Here is an 18,898-nt window from a genome sequence, read left to right as displayed (position 1 = left end):
TTTCAAATTATCAAATTAGCAACATGTTTAAAAAAATATTAATCGCGAACAGAGGTGAAATTGCCCTGCGTGTGATCAGGACCTGCAGAGAGATGGGCATCCAAACGGTAGCTGTTTATTCTACCGCAGATAGCGAAAGCCTGCACGTAAAATTTGCAGACGAGGCCGTTTGTATCGGAAGGCCGGCCAGTGTAGATTCCTATTTAAATGTGCCCAATATTATGGCGGCAGTGGAAATCACCAATGCGGATGCCGTACACCCAGGCTATGGTTTCCTTGCCGAAAATGCCAAGTTTGCCAATATCTGCAATGAGAACGGAATCAAATTTATTGGCCCCACTGCTGAAATGATCAACAAGATGGGCGATAAAGTTACTGCAAAAGAAACGATGATCAAAGCAGGGGTTCCTGTTGTTCCGGGAGGTGAAGGATTACTGCAAAACCTCAACCAGGCCAAGGGCGTTGCGAAGGAGATCGGATATCCGGTTATTTTAAAAGCAACGGCCGGCGGAGGTGGTAAAGGAATGCGTATTGTTTGGGAAGAAGCAGAAATGGAGCGGGCTTATGATACGGCAAAGGCGGAAGCAGCCGCGGCCTTTAAAAATGACGGGATCTATATGGAAAAGTTCGTAGAAGAACCCCGCCATATCGAAATTCAGGTAGCCGGCGACCAGTATGGCACCGTATGCCACCTGAGTGAGCGCGATTGTTCTATTCAACGCCGGCATCAAAAGCTGGTGGAAGAATCGCCTTCCCCCTTCATGACCGACGAGCTGCGTCATGCAATGGGCGAAGCAGCAAAAAAAGCAGCAGGTGCTATTGGTTACGAAAGTGTGGGCACTATCGAGTTCCTGGTAGATAAGCACCGGAACTTCTATTTTATGGAGATGAACACCCGCATTCAGGTCGAACATTGTGTAACGGAAGAAGTCATCAATTTTGACCTGATCAAGGAACAGATCAAAATCGCTATGGGTGAAAAAGTTTCCGGAGCCGATTATTTCCCGCAAATGCATGCTATTGAGTGCCGCATCAACGCAGAAGACCCCTACAATGATTTTCGTCCCTCACCGGGAAAGATTACCAATCTTCATGTACCGGGGGGCCACGGGGTACGGGTAGATAGTCATGTATACGCAGGTTATACCATCCCCCCCTACTACGATTCAATGATCGGAAAGCTCATTACTGTAGCACGCACCCGGGATGAGGCCATCAATACCATGTATCGTGCGTTAAGCGAATATGTGATCGAAGGTATTAAAACCACGATTCCTTTTCATTTACAATTGATGCAAAATGAAGATTTCCGTTCCGGAAACTTTAACACCAAGTTCATGGATAGTTTCGTGATGAAAAAATAGCAATTGAATCTTGCTGATACGACCCCGGCTTTGCCGGGGTTTTTTATTATGCCGTTCCGACTGCTCCTCCTGTTTCAACAAGTGCACCCGAAGCCCAATTCTTTCACAACACATTTACCCCCCTTTACCAGCTCTTCCTTCAATTTATCTACGAAAAAGCGCAGTTCATACATCCTGCTTCCAGCTACCACATTTATACTAGTACTTTTACGGCAAACCAGAAGTTTTTCAACAACCATAAAAAGAACAACATGCGTACATTCATCCTACTGGCTGCTTATGCAACGGCCACTCTATGTTTTTCATGCGACCAGGCGGGTAGCTCCGGCAAGCCTGCAACCGCTCAACCCACAACCACGGATGCTGCCACAATGGTAACACGTGGTGAATACCTGGTAACCATCTCCGGGTGTAACGATTGTCACTCTCCCAAAAAAATGGGACCAAACGGCCCCGAAGTGATTCCGGAAACCATGCTTTCAGGATATCCGGCCAACCGGCCCATCAGCCAGTTCGACAGTGCCCTGGCTCAAAGAGGCATTGCTCAGTTTAACGAAGACATGACGGCCGCTGCCGGCCCATGGGGAATTAGTTTTGCATCCAATCTTACCAGCGATGACAGCGGCGCGGGAAGCTGGCCGCTCGAAAACTTTAAAAATGCGCTGCGACACGGGAAATTTAAAGGGATGGACGCTGCTCGGTCCTTGCTGCCGCCTATGCCCTGGTTTAACTTAGCTAAACTTACCGACGAAGATATACAGGCCATTCATGCCTATCTTAAAACCACCAGGCCTGTTAAAAACGTAGCTCCCGCTCCTGCGCAGTTTAAAGACATTCCCAGAAAACTATAGTGCCGCGGTCATCGCTCCAGTTACCATAAAAACAGCACCCCATTAAAGCCGGCAGTAAAAAACTACCGGCTTTAATGTTTACAATAAAAAAATTCAAAGCACCCTCCCGTTTTGTTCTCTGAAAAACAGGAACAAAGCGGGTGTTTTGTTAAAGGCATTTACTAACGTCATAATATAAACGCGCAAGTATAGCCCATTTCAATAATTAAAATAAGCCGGTAAAGATTGCTAATGATAACGCGAAGGTCTGGTTCTTCCTAAGGTATACAACAAGCGAGGCCTTCAACATTTTTTAAAGCCGAAGGGCAGCCTCCCGGCATATACAGTTCCTCACACACATAACGCTGCGTCTGGATTATCTCTCCTCGGTTATGGCTACATTTTTATTTCCTTTAAATTGCTGTTTAAGCACAATAACCCGAGACTACATACAGCTGATAAAAAGGGATGGAGTACGCCGGGATCGCATATTTTAATTCGAGCGCGCCATCATCTTCTTACCCACTAAAAAGCGGTTGCCGCATCACTTGAGACAACCGCTTTTTACCGAAATCATGATCCTTACTGGGCAGTTCGATATATAAAATGCTCCAGGATAACTTCCCGTGCATTTCCGGAACGATGCAACCGCATAGTGGTTGGATAATATCCGGACAGCTGTACCTTCGCCGGCTGGGGAATGGCCCTGCTGAATTCGGGATTAGCTTCGATAAATGCCTTGGTGATCATGGGCTCCATAAAGGTCACCTTACCATTGTAGGAACCGTAAAGAAACGTTTGCCCAAAAACAGCTCCATTTAATTCAGGAGATGTAACATCCATCCAATGGCACCCCATTTTGGGCACACCTCCACCCGGATTTATATAATTCACCGGGAAATAAGCTGCTTCAGGCCAGTTTTTAAATCCGGAACTATCTGCTTCATATGCCGGGATTGCCGCAACTTCATTTGGACTCATGCTATAAAAATGGAAGTCAAAATGCGGTAATCCGTAAACCGGCGCAGGCTCGTGCCCTTGCGGGTTCCAGTCTAACCCTACATGATTAAAGATGCGCTGGTCCACTTTTGGATGAAATGCCAACACCGTGTTGTTTGTATGGTGATGCCCGCCACCAGCCTGTACATCTGCCTCTGTAGGCAAACTGTTCCATGCAGCATCGTCCATCCAAATTGCCAAACGCAAGGGCTTGTCATCCACATCGGTTTCATACCAGGTGCTTGCCTTCCCTTCGTGAAACATCACTTCAGGTCCCTGATATCTTTTTTCACGCAGTTGTACCCCGTTTCTGGTACAGGATGCCGACAACAGTGCCGCACCCAAACTTAACATAACAAATTTCTTCATAGCTATTGTTTTTAGAGTGCGAAGGTGCTTCCGGATGATTTCGGGGAAAAGCATATGACGAACGAAATGCCAAATTATCTGCACGAATTGTTTGAACAGCTGTATCCAAATACCCCGACATAAAGCCCCCCTGAAACGAATACCAAATCAACTGCAAAAGTGGTAGCATGAATCGCTCAATTTGTTCAACCGGTTGTATACTGCTCTCATTTTTTTACGGTAGATTTGTTTTTACAAACCATTTTTTTTGATCAAACAACTGTTGTGTTTCATTTTACTGGTGAGGTGCTTTATAGCCAATGCGCAGCAAAACTACCTGTTTGCGCACCTTGGCCTGCGCGATGGGTTGGCCAGCAATACGGTAAGCAAAGTACAGCAGGATACAAAGGGTTATATTTGGATGGCAACGCCCAATTGCCTGCAACGTTATGACGGATACCGTTTCCTGAACTTTCGCACGGATGGCAGGCAACTTCCCCAGGGTGCGCTGAACGATCTTTATGTTGACCGCGGGAGCCGTGTCTGGATGATCATTGCCGACTCGGTATTGGGCTATCTCAATACAACCGATTTCAAATGGCACCCTGTGAAGTTAATTCGACCTGCACATATCCGGCCCAGGAACGCCAGTTTATTTGTAGACCAGGATGAACGCATCGTAGTCGTATACCGGTTGCAGGGATTTATGACCCTGAACGCAGCCGGAACAGAGGTAAGCGAACGTTATAATTGGTTTCGGCTACCGAACGGATGGCTTCCCACGCAGTTTTACCAGGATGCGGATCGGAACTACTGGATCGGCACTTCAAAGGGATTGGTAAAATACCATTCCTTCCGTCATCAGCTTTCTTATGCAGGTTCAAATGCAGGGAATGATCCTTCCATTGAGGCTTTCGGCAATTTGACAATGGTGAACTTTTTTTATGTGGATGCAGATAAAAGAAAGTGGATCGGAGCTTGGCCCGAAACGGGACTGATCCTACAAAGTATGGATCCGTCCGGACATATCAAGCGATGGGATGATAAGATTCTGCAGGTGCTAAAAAGTGAATATTTTACAGCATATGGCATTTTCGAAACCGAAGGAGGCGCTACATGGATCGCCGGCGATAACCTTTTTGCCAAACTAAACCCTTCGCAACATAAGGTGGAGCTAATCGAAAAAAATGCCCCGGGTATCTACAGCCTGCGATATGATATTGTGCACCACCTTTTACAGGACCGCGAAAAAAACATCTGGCTGGCTACAAATAAGGGGGTGTATCATTTTAACCCACCACAGCATCTTTTTAACTTTATTTATAACCGTGTCTCAAACAACGATGCTCCCTTTAAACAGGACGTAACGGACATCCTGGAAACCCGTACGGGAGAAATTCTTGTGAGCACATGGGGACATGGAATCTTTGCCTATAACCAACAATTTCAACCATTGGTTCCCGGCTTTTTTCCAGGTAATGCCGGGTTACAGGAAGGAATGGTCTGGTGCCTGGAGGAAACTCACAAGGGCGATATCGTATGGGGTATTCAAAACGGCGGCGTAGGGTTTTACAACAGGTTAACAAAGAAAATCACCCGGATTTATCCACCTGTCTTCCAGCAGACCACTGTACGACAGGTAGCAGAAGATAAAAACGGCAATCTTTGGTTCGGAACACAGGGCGGCCATATCGTAAAATACCACCCCGCCGAGCAAGCTTGGAAACTGATCGAAAAAACAAATTCACCAGTCTGCCGGCTGCACATCAGCAAACAAGATGAATTGTGGGCTGGTACCATCTGGGACGGCCTGTACCGGATCAATGTGCAAAAAGAATTAAGAACCGGGCATTATATGCCCAATCAACCCGAAGGAAAACGGATAATGGGCATTGCCGTTTCGGATATAGCAGAAGCTGCCGATGGCACCCTGGTATTTAGTTCAGACGGGCTGAATATACTGGATAAAAAAACCGAAACCTTTCGATACCAGAAAAAACAGGCACCCGTTGCCAACCTGGCCATCGATAATAATGGAGCCATCTGGACCAGCAGTCCCACCGGCATTACAGCCCAATGGCCGGATCAAAAAACCGGAACGTATGCGTTTGATGAACGTCACGGATTGGATGACATCAGTTACAATTATGCAGCTGAAACAACCCTTAAAGATGGGCGCATCGTTTTTGGCACCAATCACGGAATGGTAATTTTTAACCCTGAAGTGATCATGGGCCGGATCAAGGGACATGCTGCTCCCCGGATACAACTCGCAGAGTTCTATATCAATGATGTGCCCGTTCCGGTGGACTCAATCCTGGCTTTAAAGAAACTCCGGCTGGGCCCCGGACGGATCGCACTTAAGGCGCGGTTTACGACCAACACATTTCACACGACCTACCCGGTTTATTTTAAGTTTGAAGGAATGGACAAAAACTGGAAGGCGGCCACTGCTACCGGTGAGGTCCTACTCAATTACCTGCCCTCCGGCAAATACACCCTAAGCACCGCCTTCCTGGATGAAGGCCATATCCTGACGGGCATCCTCACTATTCCCGTTGTAATTGAAGCGCCCTTCTACAAAACGCTTTGGTTTTATATTTTGCTAGCCTTACTAACACTGCTTTTGTTGTATGTGTTTGACCAATACCGAATGAAGCGGCGCGAAGAAATGGAAAAATTACGTACCAATATCGGCAGCAGGCTCCACAATGATGTGAGCACTACCCTCGAAAACATCAATATCCTAAGTGAAATGGCCGTATTGAAACACCGTTCGGATCCAAAGAAATCGCAGGAGTTTGTGGAGCAAATCCGGTTCAGAAGTTCTGAAATGATATCAGCGATGCAGGACATGCTCTGGGCCATATCCCCCGAGAACGACAATACAGAACAATTGTTACGACGCCTTCACAAATATGTAGGCATTCTGAACAACCGGTACCGCACGCATATCGACCTGGCTCATGACCCCAAAGTGCACCTGCTTAAAATGAATGTACAGTTGCGGTACGAAATTCTTTTGTTATTTAAGCGCAGCATTAAAGCGCTACTGAATGCAGGAGCCGAAAACATCTGTATTCATTTCGGTGCTGATAAAAACCGGCTGTTGTATACCCTGCAGTTTTCGCACCAGCACTGTAACAAAGAGCAGTTGCAGCATTTCTTAACGAACCGCGAATTTGTGAGCAGGGTAAAGAACATTAATGGCTGGATCTATTCTTCGATACATACCAACCAGGCCGAAATTGAGTGCCGCATTCAATTATAGCCATCCGTTTATGAAACTGTATTTTTCTACATATACCTGGAAGCGTTTTAAAACGATTGCACTGATCTGCATCCCAACCGCATTGGTGGTCAATAGCATTTACTTCGACCGGTCTTATTACAGCAGCGGTTCCTTTTTTGTGGCCGCCACCAGCGTTACGTTTACAGAGTTGATGCTCGTATCCTTTGTCTGTACTTTTATTTCCTTGCTGCTCAGGAAACGGTTTCCCAAAGAAGAGGAGGTGATCAAAAAGTTGAGCCTGATGGTCATCACCTTTATCCTGGTAAGTGTTTTTTTTAAATACCTGCTTTTTAAAGTCTACGCAGCCATTCCTTTGTTTAAAACAGAATTCAATGAGCACCGGCTTGCCTGGATCTGCCTTTCCGTATCCATCATTACCATTTTTCTTACCTTCCTGATGGAGAGCATCCACCGCTTCCGGGAATGGAAATTGACACTGCAGGAGACTGAACAGTTGAATACTTCGTATAAACAAAGTCAGCTGAATGCGTTAAAAAGCCAGGTAAACCCGCACTTCCTGTTCAACTGTTTGAATTCACTCAGCAGCCTGATCGAAGAAGATGAAGAAAAAGCGGAAAACTTTTTAAATGAACTTACCCGGGTATACCGCTACCTGCTGCGAAATGATCATGAGCAGCTCGTAACATTGCATACAGAGATTGATTTTTTGAAAGCCTACACCCATTTACTCCGGGAACGTTTTGGTGAAGGCCTGCAGGTGCATCTTGCAATAGATGAAAACGACCAGGGGAAATTATTACCACCCCTGCTCTTACAGGCACTTATTGAGCATACCTGTGCCCAAAACATCATCAGCAAACAACAGCCACTCAGGATTCATATTACCTCTACTGGGTACCATGTACTGCGTGCTGCTTACAACCTGCAGCCCAAAACATTTTCGAAAGACCTGGATCATGACAATTCCCTGGATGCCATGATCAAAAAGTACAAGCTGCTGGGACTTGAACTAATCATTACAAAAGACCGGAACGGACAGCAGCTGATCCTGATTCCCCTGATATCCGAAAAAAAGGAGGTGGTACAATGAAGCGACTCAAATGGCCCAAACTGCGGCTATATTCATTTTTGTTTTCGATGCCGTTTATTACGGCCATGCTACACCTCATTATGTTTGAAGACCGCATCTGGAACGAACCGCTCATCTGGCTGTTTTCCGCCCCGCTGATCTTCGGTTTCGGAATACTGTCGATGGATGCGCATACCCGCTACGACCTTTTCATCGAAAAAAAATATCCTGCACTTAGTCAAACGCGGCAGCGCATCATGGGGAAAGCGCTGGTAACACTTTTTGTAATGACGCCTTCCGTTTACATCATTTTTCTCCTCTACCATGGACTGCATATTTTCAACTACCGGCTCCAGACATCACATCTCTGGCAGGGTGCATTGGTGGGCCTTTGCGTAAACCTGGTTTTTGAACCCCTCTACGAAACCGATTATATTTTCAGGAAATATAAGGAAAGTGCCACAGGGAAGGAAATGCTTCACCAGCTTTCGCTGAAACAGGAGTTTAGTGCGCTAAAAGACCAGGTAAACCCGCATTTTCTCTTCAATTGCTTTAATACCCTGTCGTCCCTGATCAGTCTTGAAAAAGAACGCGCCATCCGGTTCCTGGATGAGTTGAGCAAAGTGTACCGGTATCTTTTAAAAAACAACCGGGAAACCCTCAGCACCCTTACGGATGAACTTCAGTTTATCCGGTCCTATTTTAAACTCCTGCAAACCCGCTACGAAAATGCCATCGAACTGCATATCAGCATCGACAGTCAGTATTACAACTACTTCATTCCTTCCCTTACACTACAGTTAGCCGTAGAAAACGCCGTAAAACACAATACCATTTCCAAAAGCAGTCCACTGATCATTGAGATCTTTACCGCGGGAGAAAACAAACTGGTGGTAAACAATAATCTTCAGCGAAGAACAACATTGGTACCCACCAACGGCATTGGGCTCCAGAATATCCGGACCAAGTACCAGCTGCTTCAACAGCCCGGTTTCCAGGTGATGGAAGGACATAAGAATTTTACCGTGGTGCTGCCGCTGCTTTGGCGTGTATAGCACCGGGAGGATGCGTATAAGAGCAATTCATACGCATATAAAACAGTTAATACAGATATAGAACCGCTTTACCACGCATTTATTTAATTTTATCCGTCAAATATTTTTTTATGAAAGTGCTGATCATCGAAGATGAAGAATTGGCGGTTAAAAAACTAGAGAAAACCCTGATAGCGGTAGATCCTTCAATTGAAGTGATGGGCGTAGCAGACAGCATTAAAAGTGCTGTGGACTGGCTGGAAAGCAATCCCGACCCCGATCTGATACTGATGGATATTGAGCTCAGTGATGGCCAAAGCTTCGAAATATTTAATCTTACCGCCATAAAGGTCCCGGTGATCTTCACCACTTCCTATGATGAATTTGCGCTCAAGGCCTTTAAGGTAAACAGCGTTGACTACCTGTTGAAGCCGGTTCAAAAAGACGAGTTGAAAAAAGCACTGGAAAAGTTCCGGCAGAATTTTTCAAAACAGCGGGAACCATTGGGGTTTGAACACCTCGTAAAAGAACTGCAACAAAAACTGCAACTTAAAGAATACCGCAAGCGCTTTCTCGTAAAAAGCGGCAGCCGCCTGGTGAGCGTAGACATTGATGAGATCGCATATTTCTACAGTGACGGCCGGCTGATCTTTTTCAAAACAAAGGACCAGCGGAAATTTATTGTAGACTATACAATGGAAGACCTGGAAAGCATGCTTAATCCGGAGCAATTCTTCCGGATCAGCCGCTCCTTTTTTATATCGATCGGGTGCATCGAAAAGATTGATGATTATTTCGGGAACCGGCTTATTTTACAACTAAACCCTCCCATCGATAAAGACGCCCTGGTAAGCCGGGAACGCGTAACAGATTTTAAAGTCTGGATGGGGAAATAATTATTTTTCATAGAGCAGGTTCTTGAGCAGCACATCGATCCGTTTGCTGGAAAGCAGGTCGGTCAGCAAGATCCCTTTTTCCTTATTGGTATCCAACAGGGTCACGTCATGGTCGTATCCCAACTTAAAGTAAACACGATCGTCGATGATCCAACCCTGTACTCCAAATTTATATCCTTTATACGAAAGCCCCTTTCGGGCCGTTTGCAGGTCTTCGTCCAGCACGATATCTACAATATCTCCATCCTGGAAATTCCGGATCCGCCCCAGCACATGCGCCATCACATATTCTTCCCGCACTACTGTTTCTTTTTTGTCGGCATTTTTTGCTACCTCCTTTTCAATTTCCTGTAATACATCCGGGTCATTCACCACTTTCAGATCCCTGGAGGCCGGCATATTTTTCGGTCCTGATCTAGGATTAAAAATATTGTACCCAAACTTGGCATTATACAGCTCCGGGTATTCAAACAATTCCTTTACTGCAATGATCTTATATACATACAGGGCCGTTTCAGGATTCAGTTTCATGGTAAAATAATTATATCCCTGTGCTTTTACCGCCTTTACGATATTACCAATGCCAAAATTATACGCAGCGATGGTCAGCGGCCAGTTGGTTCGGCCTACAAAACGGATCAGCATATTGTAATTATCTTTTATCAGGGTACAGGCCAGGCGGGTAGCCTTATCAAAGTTCTCCCGTTCATCCCGGGTTTCATCGATCACCAGCCCGTAGCTGCGGGCCGTTGCGGGCATGATCTGCCAGATGCCTTTTGCGCCTACGGCCGATTCCTCCTCTGTAAGAAAGCCACTTTCAACAATCGGCAGGTATTTCAGATCCCGGTGAAGGCCATATGCGGCCAGGTAACGTTCTACCAGCGGAAAGTAGGCAAACGCTCTTCTCCGGAGCGCCGGAAAATTCACCACGTTTACCTGTTTACGAATGGTATTGATCAGTTTGTCCTGTATAAACTGCTGATCCATGGGAACTGGCTCCCCGCAAAAAGAAACCAAATGCTGCGCACTCCCGGGAATGGATACAAAAACCAGGAAGAGTCCTATAATCCGATATTTTTTACATGTATTCAAAGGTCTGAGTTTGCTTGTATAAGGGCCTTTCATATTCTGTTGTAGCGCCCGGAGCACGCTTTTATAATTGCCTGTTATTTTTTGCCCGTTTCTTTGTGCGGGAGTCACCGCCTGTTGCGGGTGCGGCGGTTTTACCTGGGGTAGAAGTTCCCACTCTTACCTGTACACTTTCCAATACCTTGTTATAATTGCTTCCCGGGATTACAATACTGGCCGTACCCTTTTCTTTTCTACGTTCGTCTACAAACAATACCAGGCTCTCATCGTTTACCATATTGGGAGAGCGCGTTACAAATACCACATGTTGCGTGGTCTTGGGCCGTACCAGCGGAAAAAAACCGATATAGGTAAGATAACTGCCCTTTACCATCATCTTCGCCCGGTCGGCGCCGTCGTACCAGTACATATAGGTTCTTCCCATAAGAAAGTCTTCATCAGTATTATTTTCAATTTTGAGTTTATAATAAGTATGTACGTCCTTAAACACAATATTTTCCAGTGAGATCACTACTCCTTTATTGATGGGTTTATCGGCAACGATATTGAGTTTATCCGGGATATCAGTATGGAGCAGGGAATCGGAGATCCGGAAATTCCTGAGCGTATCGCGTACCACGTAAAAATCCGAATTTACCGTTGGCACCTGGTTCCTTGGAAAATTATAGAGGTCTATTCCTTTTTTTCCATACCGCTGCCAGATACCCGCTTCCGAATACGCCTTTTCAGCTTCTTTCTTTTGACGCTCCGCCTCAAGCTTCGCCAGCCGCTCCTGTGCCTCCTTTCGTGCTGCTTCTTTGCGGGCCAGCTCTTCGGCAGCCCTTTTCCGTTGTTCTTCTTCCTGCTTTTTCTTCTGGGCCCATTGTTCCTGCTGCCGTTTTTCTTTTTCAGCCGCCTCTTTTTGTGCCTGGGCTAACGCTTCTGCATTTTGCTGCTCTCTTAATGCTTTCTGTTTCTTTTCATCCTGTTCCTTTTGTAAAGCCAGTTGAGCCGCCTCTTTGCGGGACTGCTCCTCCGCAGCTTTTTGGGCAGCCGCTTCCTTTTCAGCGGCCAGCTGCAGTTGCCGTTCTTTTTCCTTTGCTTCCTTGCGCGCAAGCTCCAACGCCGCTTCCCTCTGCCTGCGTTCCGATCCACTTTCTTCCGCCGCAGCTGCTGGTGCCTTTGTTACTGCCGACTCCTCAGATTTTTTCTGCGCAGCCAATGCCTCTTCCCGGCGTTCCGCAGCTTCCTTTTTTTGCCGCTCTTTTTCTTTTGCCAGTTCATCGCCTGTGCTTGTTTCAGACGGATCCTTCTGATTCTTTACAAAGGCTTTCAATTCTTTTAAATTGGAATGATCGTACCAGAGGGGCGGGCGGCTGTCATCATTGATATCATAGGTAGAATCAAACAACAACCGGAACATATGGCTGCGCCCGCCTTCATTTACCAGCAGTCCGGTAACCGGTCCGCTGGCTTTCTCTTTATTGAACTGGATAGAGATGGACCGTTCCTCTCTCCGCTTGGGAATATAGTAGTCGTATGCCGCCTCATCCGAAAAATTGATGTTCACCACCTTATCCGGAAAATTGATAATTGTAATGCTTTCACGTCCTACAATGATCTTTTCCCCGTTGATATTCTGGGACCTGGCCTGCGCGTAATAAAACGAACAACACAGTGCGATCAATAAACATTTTTTTAAATAACCGGATGTATACATATTCGAGATTTGAGATTTGAGATTTGGGTGCCTGTTTCACGCTATCCGCTTTTAGTAATAAGCCTTAGGAATCGTCATAGTCGGTGTCCCAAATTTTTCCCTCATCATTCTTCTGCCCTTCCATCTTGATCAGAAAGTTTTTGGCAGGGAAATAGGGCTTCATAAAAATATCCAGGTGAATATTGTCTTTTTTTACGGCATCCTGTTCGAAACGCCGGATTGTAAAATTCTCAACCAGTTTCCGCGGCCCTGAAATATTGTCCAGGAACAGCACCATCTGTGTCATGAGCTCTCTCCTTGTATTAGCATTAAAGTTTTCAAAGGCCCTGCGATTCAGGAAGTCGATCAGCACCTTGGTTACATAATCAAATACCCGGACCACAGAATAGGTCTGTAAACCCATATTATCTCCATTAAACAAGGTTTTTGCAGAAAAAGCCATTACATAGCCCTGTTCCTTTACCATCGGGATCAGGCTCATTTTTTCCAGGTGTGCAATCTCACTTTTCTTTAATTCGAAAGCCACCCCATTCACTCCCCGGAGCACTCCGAATTTTTTACCTGCGGCCACCTGGCTCATCATTGTTGTATACAGTTTTCCGGCCAGTGCCGGAGCAGGTGGCATAAACAGGTCTTCCTCTTCTCCGGCCACCGCATAACCACCTCTGGCCACCAGCCAGTTACAGGTCATCATTACGCTGGATAAAAACTTTTCGCCCCCTGCGTGTTGCACACGCTCAAATAGTTCCATCACATCATCCGGCGCATCCAGGTGTTCAAAATCTGTGATCAGCATTACCTTATGCTCATGCGCCAACTTTCCCCAAACTTCCACCATCGCTCTACCGCCGAGATAGCCCGGAATAACCAATAGGCTATAATGATCCCTGAGATCCAGCCGGTCATAGTTCTTTTTAAACTCTTCCCGTACAAAATTGATAAAAACCGGTGCATCTGTATCTTTTAGCTGTTCCAGACCAGCGTTCAAAAAGGTTACATTAGGAACGCGGTCTTTTTCTGTATTTTCAAAAAAGGCATGAACACAGCGGTACATGCATTCCAGATTTTTGCTGCACTGCAGAACCGCCTTCAGATTTTGCTGATAACGGCCTTGTTCTTCAGTTGCGATGTCTTCGCAATGGTTTGCCAGGGCATCTGCATCCAGTCCTGTGTCCAGCAAGGCGTTCCAGATGCGAAGCCGGGCCAGTAAACCAGCACGCTCTTCCCGGAAGCCGGCTTCACTTAGAAACAGATCCATTTGCGCCCTCCGGTCCGGGTTCAGGTATTGTATCGCTTCCATAAGGGATACAAGGAGTTCGAAACTATCCTCCGGGATCGATTGCACCGCCTCAATATCTGGTGCTAAAGAAACTGCTGTTATATGGTCGGTATGTGTTGTCATTGTTCCCAGGTTCAATGCCTGTTAATCGGGTATAAAGGAGCTAACCCCACCACCGGAAGTATTGTTGCTGGTGCCGGCTGTTTCACCCGACTTTGTTCCACCCGAGCCGGCGCCACCCCAGAATTTGGATTTATCAAACACTTCACCGTCAATTTCCATTTTGCTGCATGAGATGAGTAGCCCGATGGTCATTGGGTTTTCGCCCGACCCGGTAAAAGTTTCTGAATAGTTAAGGCAGTACCCGTTGGAAAACTTCACCCGCCGCATGGCTGCCTTGGTATCTCGTTTCATAAAAATGATTTCGCCATCCTGCGTCATCGTAGGAGACAGCATCCATTTTATAAACAAGGTATCCAGGGAAGACTCAACCATCAGGCTGATCATTCCGCCATCTGTTCCAACCCTGGGCTTACCATACTGATCGGTTGATTTTTTAAAATCATATGCAACGCTCAGTACATTGTAGGTCTTCCCGGAAATTTTTAGTATCGCATAAAATGACATACAAGACTTTTTATTTCATTTATAAATATTGTTCCAGCAGTACCATTATTTTTTTAATGGCGGTATGCATATCTGATCTCTTTTCTTTGGATACAAGTACCTGTCTTAAAGAAGCATTTGATCTCAACATACGGACGGCATTCAGATAGACTGTTGACTGAAACCGGCTTTCCCGGAGCACTCCGCTTCTGATGCCGATCTGACTGGGAGCAAAGTCTTCCAGGCCACAAAACCGAAGGGTTTCCTTTACGATGCCGCCTGTTGCCGCTTCCAGCGCTACCGCAAGTTCCGGCTGATAATGCGCAAACACCATTTCCAGGTTTTGCAACCCGTACACTGCCTCCGGCTTTAATGGTGCTTGGGCCGTTAACAATCCGGCAATCAGCGTCCGGTTCGGCGCGATCTCCGCCACCGTTTCCGCAAGCTGTTGCCTGCGGTTAAAATCCTCTCCTGCTATGTCATCTGTCATGATCTTTTGTTTTATTCGATAAAAACCCTTCTTTCCTATCGCACCCAACCCGGCAGGTACACAGACGGCATGGAAAGCACGGTAGTCCCTGTTGTAATATAGTCGGCCGCACCTGAAGCTTTCAGCCGTTCCATTGCCTGATGAATGCATTGGGTTGGACGTTGTTCGTTCGGATGCCAGGTATACGGATCCCGGATCGATACCTGTACCCGCATCAGGAAAACAGTGCCTCTGCGAAGCGCACGGAGCAGGTAAGCCCGCTCGTCGGTTTCGCGGTTATCGTAGGGATTGTAATCCCCTTCCAAACGCCAATGCACTTCATCGATATTGCCGTTAGCATTCAGCCAGTCTTCCGAATCATAATCTCCCTGGCTGATGGGAGGCGGGTGCCCGTCATCTACCCCACGCCCGATAATACTTCCCGAGTCATCATGAGGATGGACCTGCAATTGTCTCCCAATGGCGTCAAATATTTTCGACCGGATTCTCGGGTTCGCATTAAACAGATCGCCCAGCTGCGGTTCAGCATATTCGCTGCCCCCACCGCGCCGGTAGTGCCACAGGTGCGCCCGGGCATTGGGCTGCGGTGAGATCCAGGTCCAGTAATTCATAATCGAATTATACACCTGCTCGTCTGTCGCCCCCGTGCAAATAGCCTGGGCCCTCAAGTAATCTCCCAACCCGTCGAACATTTTTCTGTTTTTTTAAGACGCCTGCTTCTTTATGGCCGGCACCGCATCCTGCGCCCCCCCTGAAGCACCCTGCGTATATTCATTCTTTTCCAGGTTAAAAAAATGCGCTGCCCCTGTATTAACCATGTAATCCAGGTATCCGGTTTCCTTGTCTATGACCTGCAATACAGGGCCATACGCTTTTTTCAACATCTGGTTATGACTGTTATAAATAAAGTACAAACTGTTTGCATCCTTGTGCACGGGATAATTGTTCCGGTTCAAAAACCCCTTTACCCGTTTGAGTTCTGCATCAAAATTTTTTATAGATGTCTTTAAGCCGGGTTCCTCCGGAGTACCTTCATCAAAATCACCCAGGAATGTGCCTGTCAGTTGCTTCAACGGCGCGAAAGCCGCATCACCCGTTAGTTTCGAAAGAAAACCGTTTAAACCTCCAAGCGGGAGGTATTGCAATAATTTCGCATAAAATTTTTTCTTTGAAGGCATCATCGGCAACAAAAGAGCTGTAACCGCCGTTGCCATACGCGCTCTGTCCTCCCCCGAGATATTGGGATTTGCAAGATCCAGGTCCTGCTTTTCGGTTATTGCAACAATGCATTCCCTGCAGGTATTGATCATGGCCACAGACTGATCATATACAATCGCATTCGCCGATTGAGGGCCGGGTTCCTTTCCTTCTTTTTTTTGCTGTGCTTCCTTCACCTGTGCTTCCGCGGCCATCTTCGCTACCTTCTCCAGGTATGGGTCCACACCCAGCTGTGTAACGGCTTCGTTTTTCGGTGCCCGGATCTTTTTTACTTCCGCCTGCTTCATCAACCGGTCTACCACTGCATTGGAGGTTTCAGAGTCCACGGAAAACATCCGGAGCATATCTGTAAGCTTATCTACCAGCGGGCACAGAAAGTTTAAAACCTTTTCCTTTTTGATCCGGCTGGTATCCAGGCTCGTGCCCTGTGCGGCATGCTTAATTTCGTCAAGAAATTTTTCCAGCCGGCTCACTGATTGCCCCGGTATCGCATCAAGGTCCTTCAATAATTGATCGAACTTTGGAAGATCAGCTGGTTTCACCAGGTTCGGAATCACGTTCACCAGGTTTTTAACCGCATGCACACATTCCTCTATCAGCCCGCGTACCTCTTCCTTTGTTTGTTTCAACCGGTTCAAATGCCCTTCGTTATCCTTGCCGGTTCCAAACCCGTCAATACTTAGCAGGTTGGCCAGTGCCGCTACCAGCCGCATTTTAATTTTGCCTGTAAACACTGAAAGCGGATTGGCATTGCATTCGGCGATCACCCGGCGCAACGTATCGTTGGGTTCAAAATATTCGATCACCTGCGCGGTCAAATCAAAACGGTTACCAAAGGCATATTTCCGGCCCTTCCCTTTAAAAGCTGCCGGCTCATCGAAGGTATGCTGATAACGGTAGAAGGGTGTAGCCACATAGACCACCGACTGCACCCACCATTTATTTTTAAATCCCTCATCCTGGCTTAATTCCCGGATGCATTCATTGGCTACGTTACCGCCCTGCCCCAATCCCACAAAATGAAAGCAGGAACTGTATCCCTTCCAGGAGGCCGTTTTTGCCTTTATTTGTGTACAGAGCTTCTGCCCTTCTTTTTTCCGGCCTTCAGCATCGGAGGCATCGAAATCAAAAATCAGCGCCTCATTATCGATATGCAGTTTATTGGAAAGCTCGTTTTTCATTTTCCTGATATACGCATCCCAGTCTTTATAATCTTTATAATAAGTGTATTCTTTGTCGCATTTTTTTTCCGGTTCGGTTTCTTCTTTAAAAAACAGGTTAAGGCCGGGGATTGCGGCTGCAGCTGATTCCAGTTTATCAACCGCTCCTTGCAAGGTATCGGCCATGCCGCCCAACATGCTATCTGCAGCTACCGCGCCTGCAGGCCGGTACCGCACCAGTACCAGCAGTTGCCGGATATCGTTCAATTCAAAATCCTGTTTGGTATCGGCTCCTTTTCCCGGCATATCTTCCGTTTATTTTATTTGAGAAAAGCCACGGTACAGTCGGCGGTTGTATATCCTTGCAACGGTTCTGTGCTTCCGCCGGCAGAGGTTTTGCCCTCATGAATTTTACCATCGCTGGTCCGGATTTCATAACGCTTCCCGGCAACTGCTTTCTGCGCTTCATCCTTTAACGTAAAGCTGGCAGTAAAATCTTCACGGGTCGTTTTCTCAGCAACGGCGCCGCCTTTTTGTGCCGCTTCTTTTAAAGCCCCTATATTGGCTATGTCTTTCGCCTGGGCCGCGCCTATCGTTCCGCTTCCTATTAAATTGCCCCCTATACCAGCTCCTCCTCCTGCCCCGCCACCGCCGGTTTCGCCGATCAGAACGGTGAAGCATCCGAGTATAATACTTCCGCCATGAGCAGTGGTATCACCCATTCGCGCTGCCGGTCGCCCCCCGATGAGTACACCGGCGCTGCCCAGCACAATTACATCGGGGGGACCTGTGCAAACACAGAGATCACCCATTGTTGCTGCGGGCATACCGCCAATTAATACGTTAGGCACACCCGCCGGCAGCACTGGCCCGCCCACATGGGGCACCAGCCCGTTGATCAGCGGGCATACATGCATATCTCCAATCCTTGCTGCAGGTTTTCCCATTTATACTTTTTTACTCGATAAAGAATCTTCTGCGTTTGGAAGGCACATCCTTAACAGGAGCAGTCTCTTCATTAAATGCTTGTGGCTCCTCCGCCGTTTCTCCCTGTGGCTCCATTTCCGGCGCCTCACGATCCGGAAGTATGGCCGCTCTCCGTACCGGCATCCTTGTGAGCTCATACCGTCTGTCTGGTTTCCACTGATCCAACAAGGCTTCATCGGCTGCCTCCGTATAAAAACAATCAAAAAACTCAAAAAACATGACCCGGTCCTTTTCACTCCATTCTGCAAACTCCCTTAACAACACCCGGGGATCCCATATCCGGAAATAAACCAACCCGGTTTGACCATTCCGGTATATAAACTGCTGCAGGAACTGTACTACAGCCTCCATACACTCACCCGTTTCCAGCAGCATACAATGATCCAGCCGGATCAGCGAACTGTCTCCTCTTAACTCGTAAAAATTAGAATCTACCTCAAAAAGATAGGGCGCCGCATCCCAGATCTGTTCATCGTCCGTACCGGTAAACAGCGAACCATAACGCGGGTACTGTTGCAGGAGCCGGATCAGCGTATACTCCTCATTCAAAGCCGTATCGTAACATAGGAACCGCACA

General features: G+C 47.0%; 16 protein-coding genes. 6 read left to right on the top strand and 10 right to left on the bottom strand.

What is annotated here, in order from left to right; genetic code table 11:
- Window positions 1-23 precede the first annotated feature (23 nt).
- Together accC and LL912_RS22160 are read left to right on the top strand one after the other, a co-directional pair.
- Complete coding sequence (accC, locus tag LL912_RS22165; RefSeq protein ID WP_235555801.1) at window positions 24-1,364, top strand: acetyl-CoA carboxylase biotin carboxylase subunit; 1,341 nt, start codon at window positions 24-26, stop codon at window positions 1,362-1,364.
- Between the two features lie 251 nt (window positions 1,365-1,615).
- Window positions 1,616-2,215, top strand: coding sequence for a c-type cytochrome (locus LL912_RS22160; protein ID WP_235555800.1), 600 nt, complete (start codon window positions 1,616-1,618; stop codon window positions 2,213-2,215).
- A gap of 561 nt (window positions 2,216-2,776) precedes the next feature.
- On the opposite strand, the gene LL912_RS22155 is transcribed toward LL912_RS22160, so the two are convergent.
- Complete coding sequence (locus tag LL912_RS22155; RefSeq protein ID WP_235555799.1) at window positions 2,777-3,562, bottom strand: DUF5602 domain-containing protein; 786 nt, start codon at window positions 3,560-3,562, stop codon at window positions 2,777-2,779.
- A gap of 247 nt (window positions 3,563-3,809) precedes the next feature.
- On the opposite strand from LL912_RS22155, the gene LL912_RS22150 reads away from it, so the two are divergent.
- The 4 genes from LL912_RS22150 to LL912_RS22135 all read left to right on the top strand — a co-directional run bounded on the left by LL912_RS22150 (window position 3,810) and on the right by LL912_RS22135 (window position 9,793).
- Entirely contained in the window at window positions 3,810-6,812 is a 3,003-nt protein-coding gene (locus LL912_RS22150; RefSeq protein WP_235555798.1) for a ligand-binding sensor domain-containing protein, read from the top strand.
- A 10-nt stretch (window positions 6,813-6,822) separates the two neighbouring features.
- The gene (locus LL912_RS22145; RefSeq protein WP_235555797.1) at window positions 6,823-7,884 is read left to right on the top strand and encodes a sensor histidine kinase; all 1,062 of its coding nucleotides are present in this window, start codon (window positions 6,823-6,825) and stop codon (window positions 7,882-7,884) included.
- On the top strand, window positions 7,881-8,918 hold the full coding sequence (locus LL912_RS22140) for a sensor histidine kinase (RefSeq protein WP_235555796.1): 1,038 nt from the start codon (window positions 7,881-7,883) through the stop codon (window positions 8,916-8,918). Before LL912_RS22145 ends, LL912_RS22140 begins: the two co-directional genes overlap by 4 nt.
- Window positions 8,919-9,028: 110 nt before the next feature.
- Window positions 9,029-9,793 carry a LytR/AlgR family response regulator transcription factor gene (locus tag LL912_RS22135; RefSeq protein ID WP_235555795.1) on the top strand — a complete coding sequence of 255 codons (765 nt, stop codon included), beginning with the start codon at window positions 9,029-9,031 and terminating at the stop codon, window positions 9,791-9,793.
- Here LL912_RS22135 and LL912_RS22130 read toward each other — a convergent pair whose 3' ends face one another.
- From LL912_RS22130 to LL912_RS22090, 9 genes are all read right to left on the bottom strand, one after another.
- The gene (locus LL912_RS22130; protein WP_235555794.1) at window positions 9,794-10,885 is read right to left on the bottom strand and encodes a lytic transglycosylase domain-containing protein; all 1,092 of its coding nucleotides are present in this window, start codon (window positions 10,883-10,885) and stop codon (window positions 9,794-9,796) included.
- Between the two features lie 61 nt (window positions 10,886-10,946).
- Window positions 10,947-12,548 (bottom strand): cell envelope integrity protein TolA, encoded by a 1,602-nt coding sequence (locus LL912_RS22125; protein ID WP_235555793.1) that lies wholly within the window; start codon window positions 12,546-12,548, stop codon window positions 10,947-10,949.
- Between the two features lie 97 nt (window positions 12,549-12,645).
- Window positions 12,646-13,983: a DUF5458 family protein gene (locus LL912_RS22120; protein WP_235555792.1), complete on the bottom strand. Its 1,338-nt coding sequence runs from the start codon at window positions 13,981-13,983 to the stop codon at window positions 12,646-12,648.
- 21 nt (window positions 13,984-14,004) lie between these two features.
- Complete coding sequence (gene tssD, locus LL912_RS22115) at window positions 14,005-14,487, bottom strand: type VI secretion system tube protein TssD (RefSeq protein ID WP_235555791.1); 483 nt, start codon at window positions 14,485-14,487, stop codon at window positions 14,005-14,007.
- Window positions 14,488-14,506: 19 nt separating this feature from the next.
- The gene (locus tag LL912_RS22110; protein ID WP_235555790.1) at window positions 14,507-14,956 is read right to left on the bottom strand and encodes a hypothetical protein; all 450 of its coding nucleotides are present in this window, start codon (window positions 14,954-14,956) and stop codon (window positions 14,507-14,509) included.
- Between the two features lie 35 nt (window positions 14,957-14,991).
- Window positions 14,992-15,648 (bottom strand): hypothetical protein, encoded by a 657-nt coding sequence (locus tag LL912_RS22105; RefSeq protein ID WP_235555789.1) that lies wholly within the window; start codon window positions 15,646-15,648, stop codon window positions 14,992-14,994.
- A gap of 12 nt (window positions 15,649-15,660) precedes the next feature.
- The gene (locus LL912_RS22100) at window positions 15,661-17,640 is read right to left on the bottom strand and encodes a hypothetical protein (protein WP_235555788.1); all 1,980 of its coding nucleotides are present in this window, start codon (window positions 17,638-17,640) and stop codon (window positions 15,661-15,663) included.
- Window positions 17,641-17,654: 14 nt separating this feature from the next.
- Complete coding sequence (locus LL912_RS22095) at window positions 17,655-18,281, bottom strand: PAAR domain-containing protein (RefSeq protein ID WP_235555787.1); 627 nt, start codon at window positions 18,279-18,281, stop codon at window positions 17,655-17,657.
- Window positions 18,282-18,291: 10 nt separating this feature from the next.
- Entirely contained in the window at window positions 18,292-18,897 is a 606-nt protein-coding gene (locus LL912_RS22090; RefSeq protein WP_235555786.1) for a DUF4123 domain-containing protein, read from the bottom strand.
- Between the last annotated feature and the right edge of the window lies 1 nt (window position 18,898).

Source organism: Niabella agricola (genome assembly GCF_021538615.1).
In the GTDB taxonomy this organism is placed as follows: domain Bacteria; phylum Bacteroidota; class Bacteroidia; order Chitinophagales; family Chitinophagaceae; genus Niabella; species Niabella agricola.
Note: the sequence above shows the minus strand (reverse complement) of the source record. Positions and strands in the feature narration are given on the sequence as shown.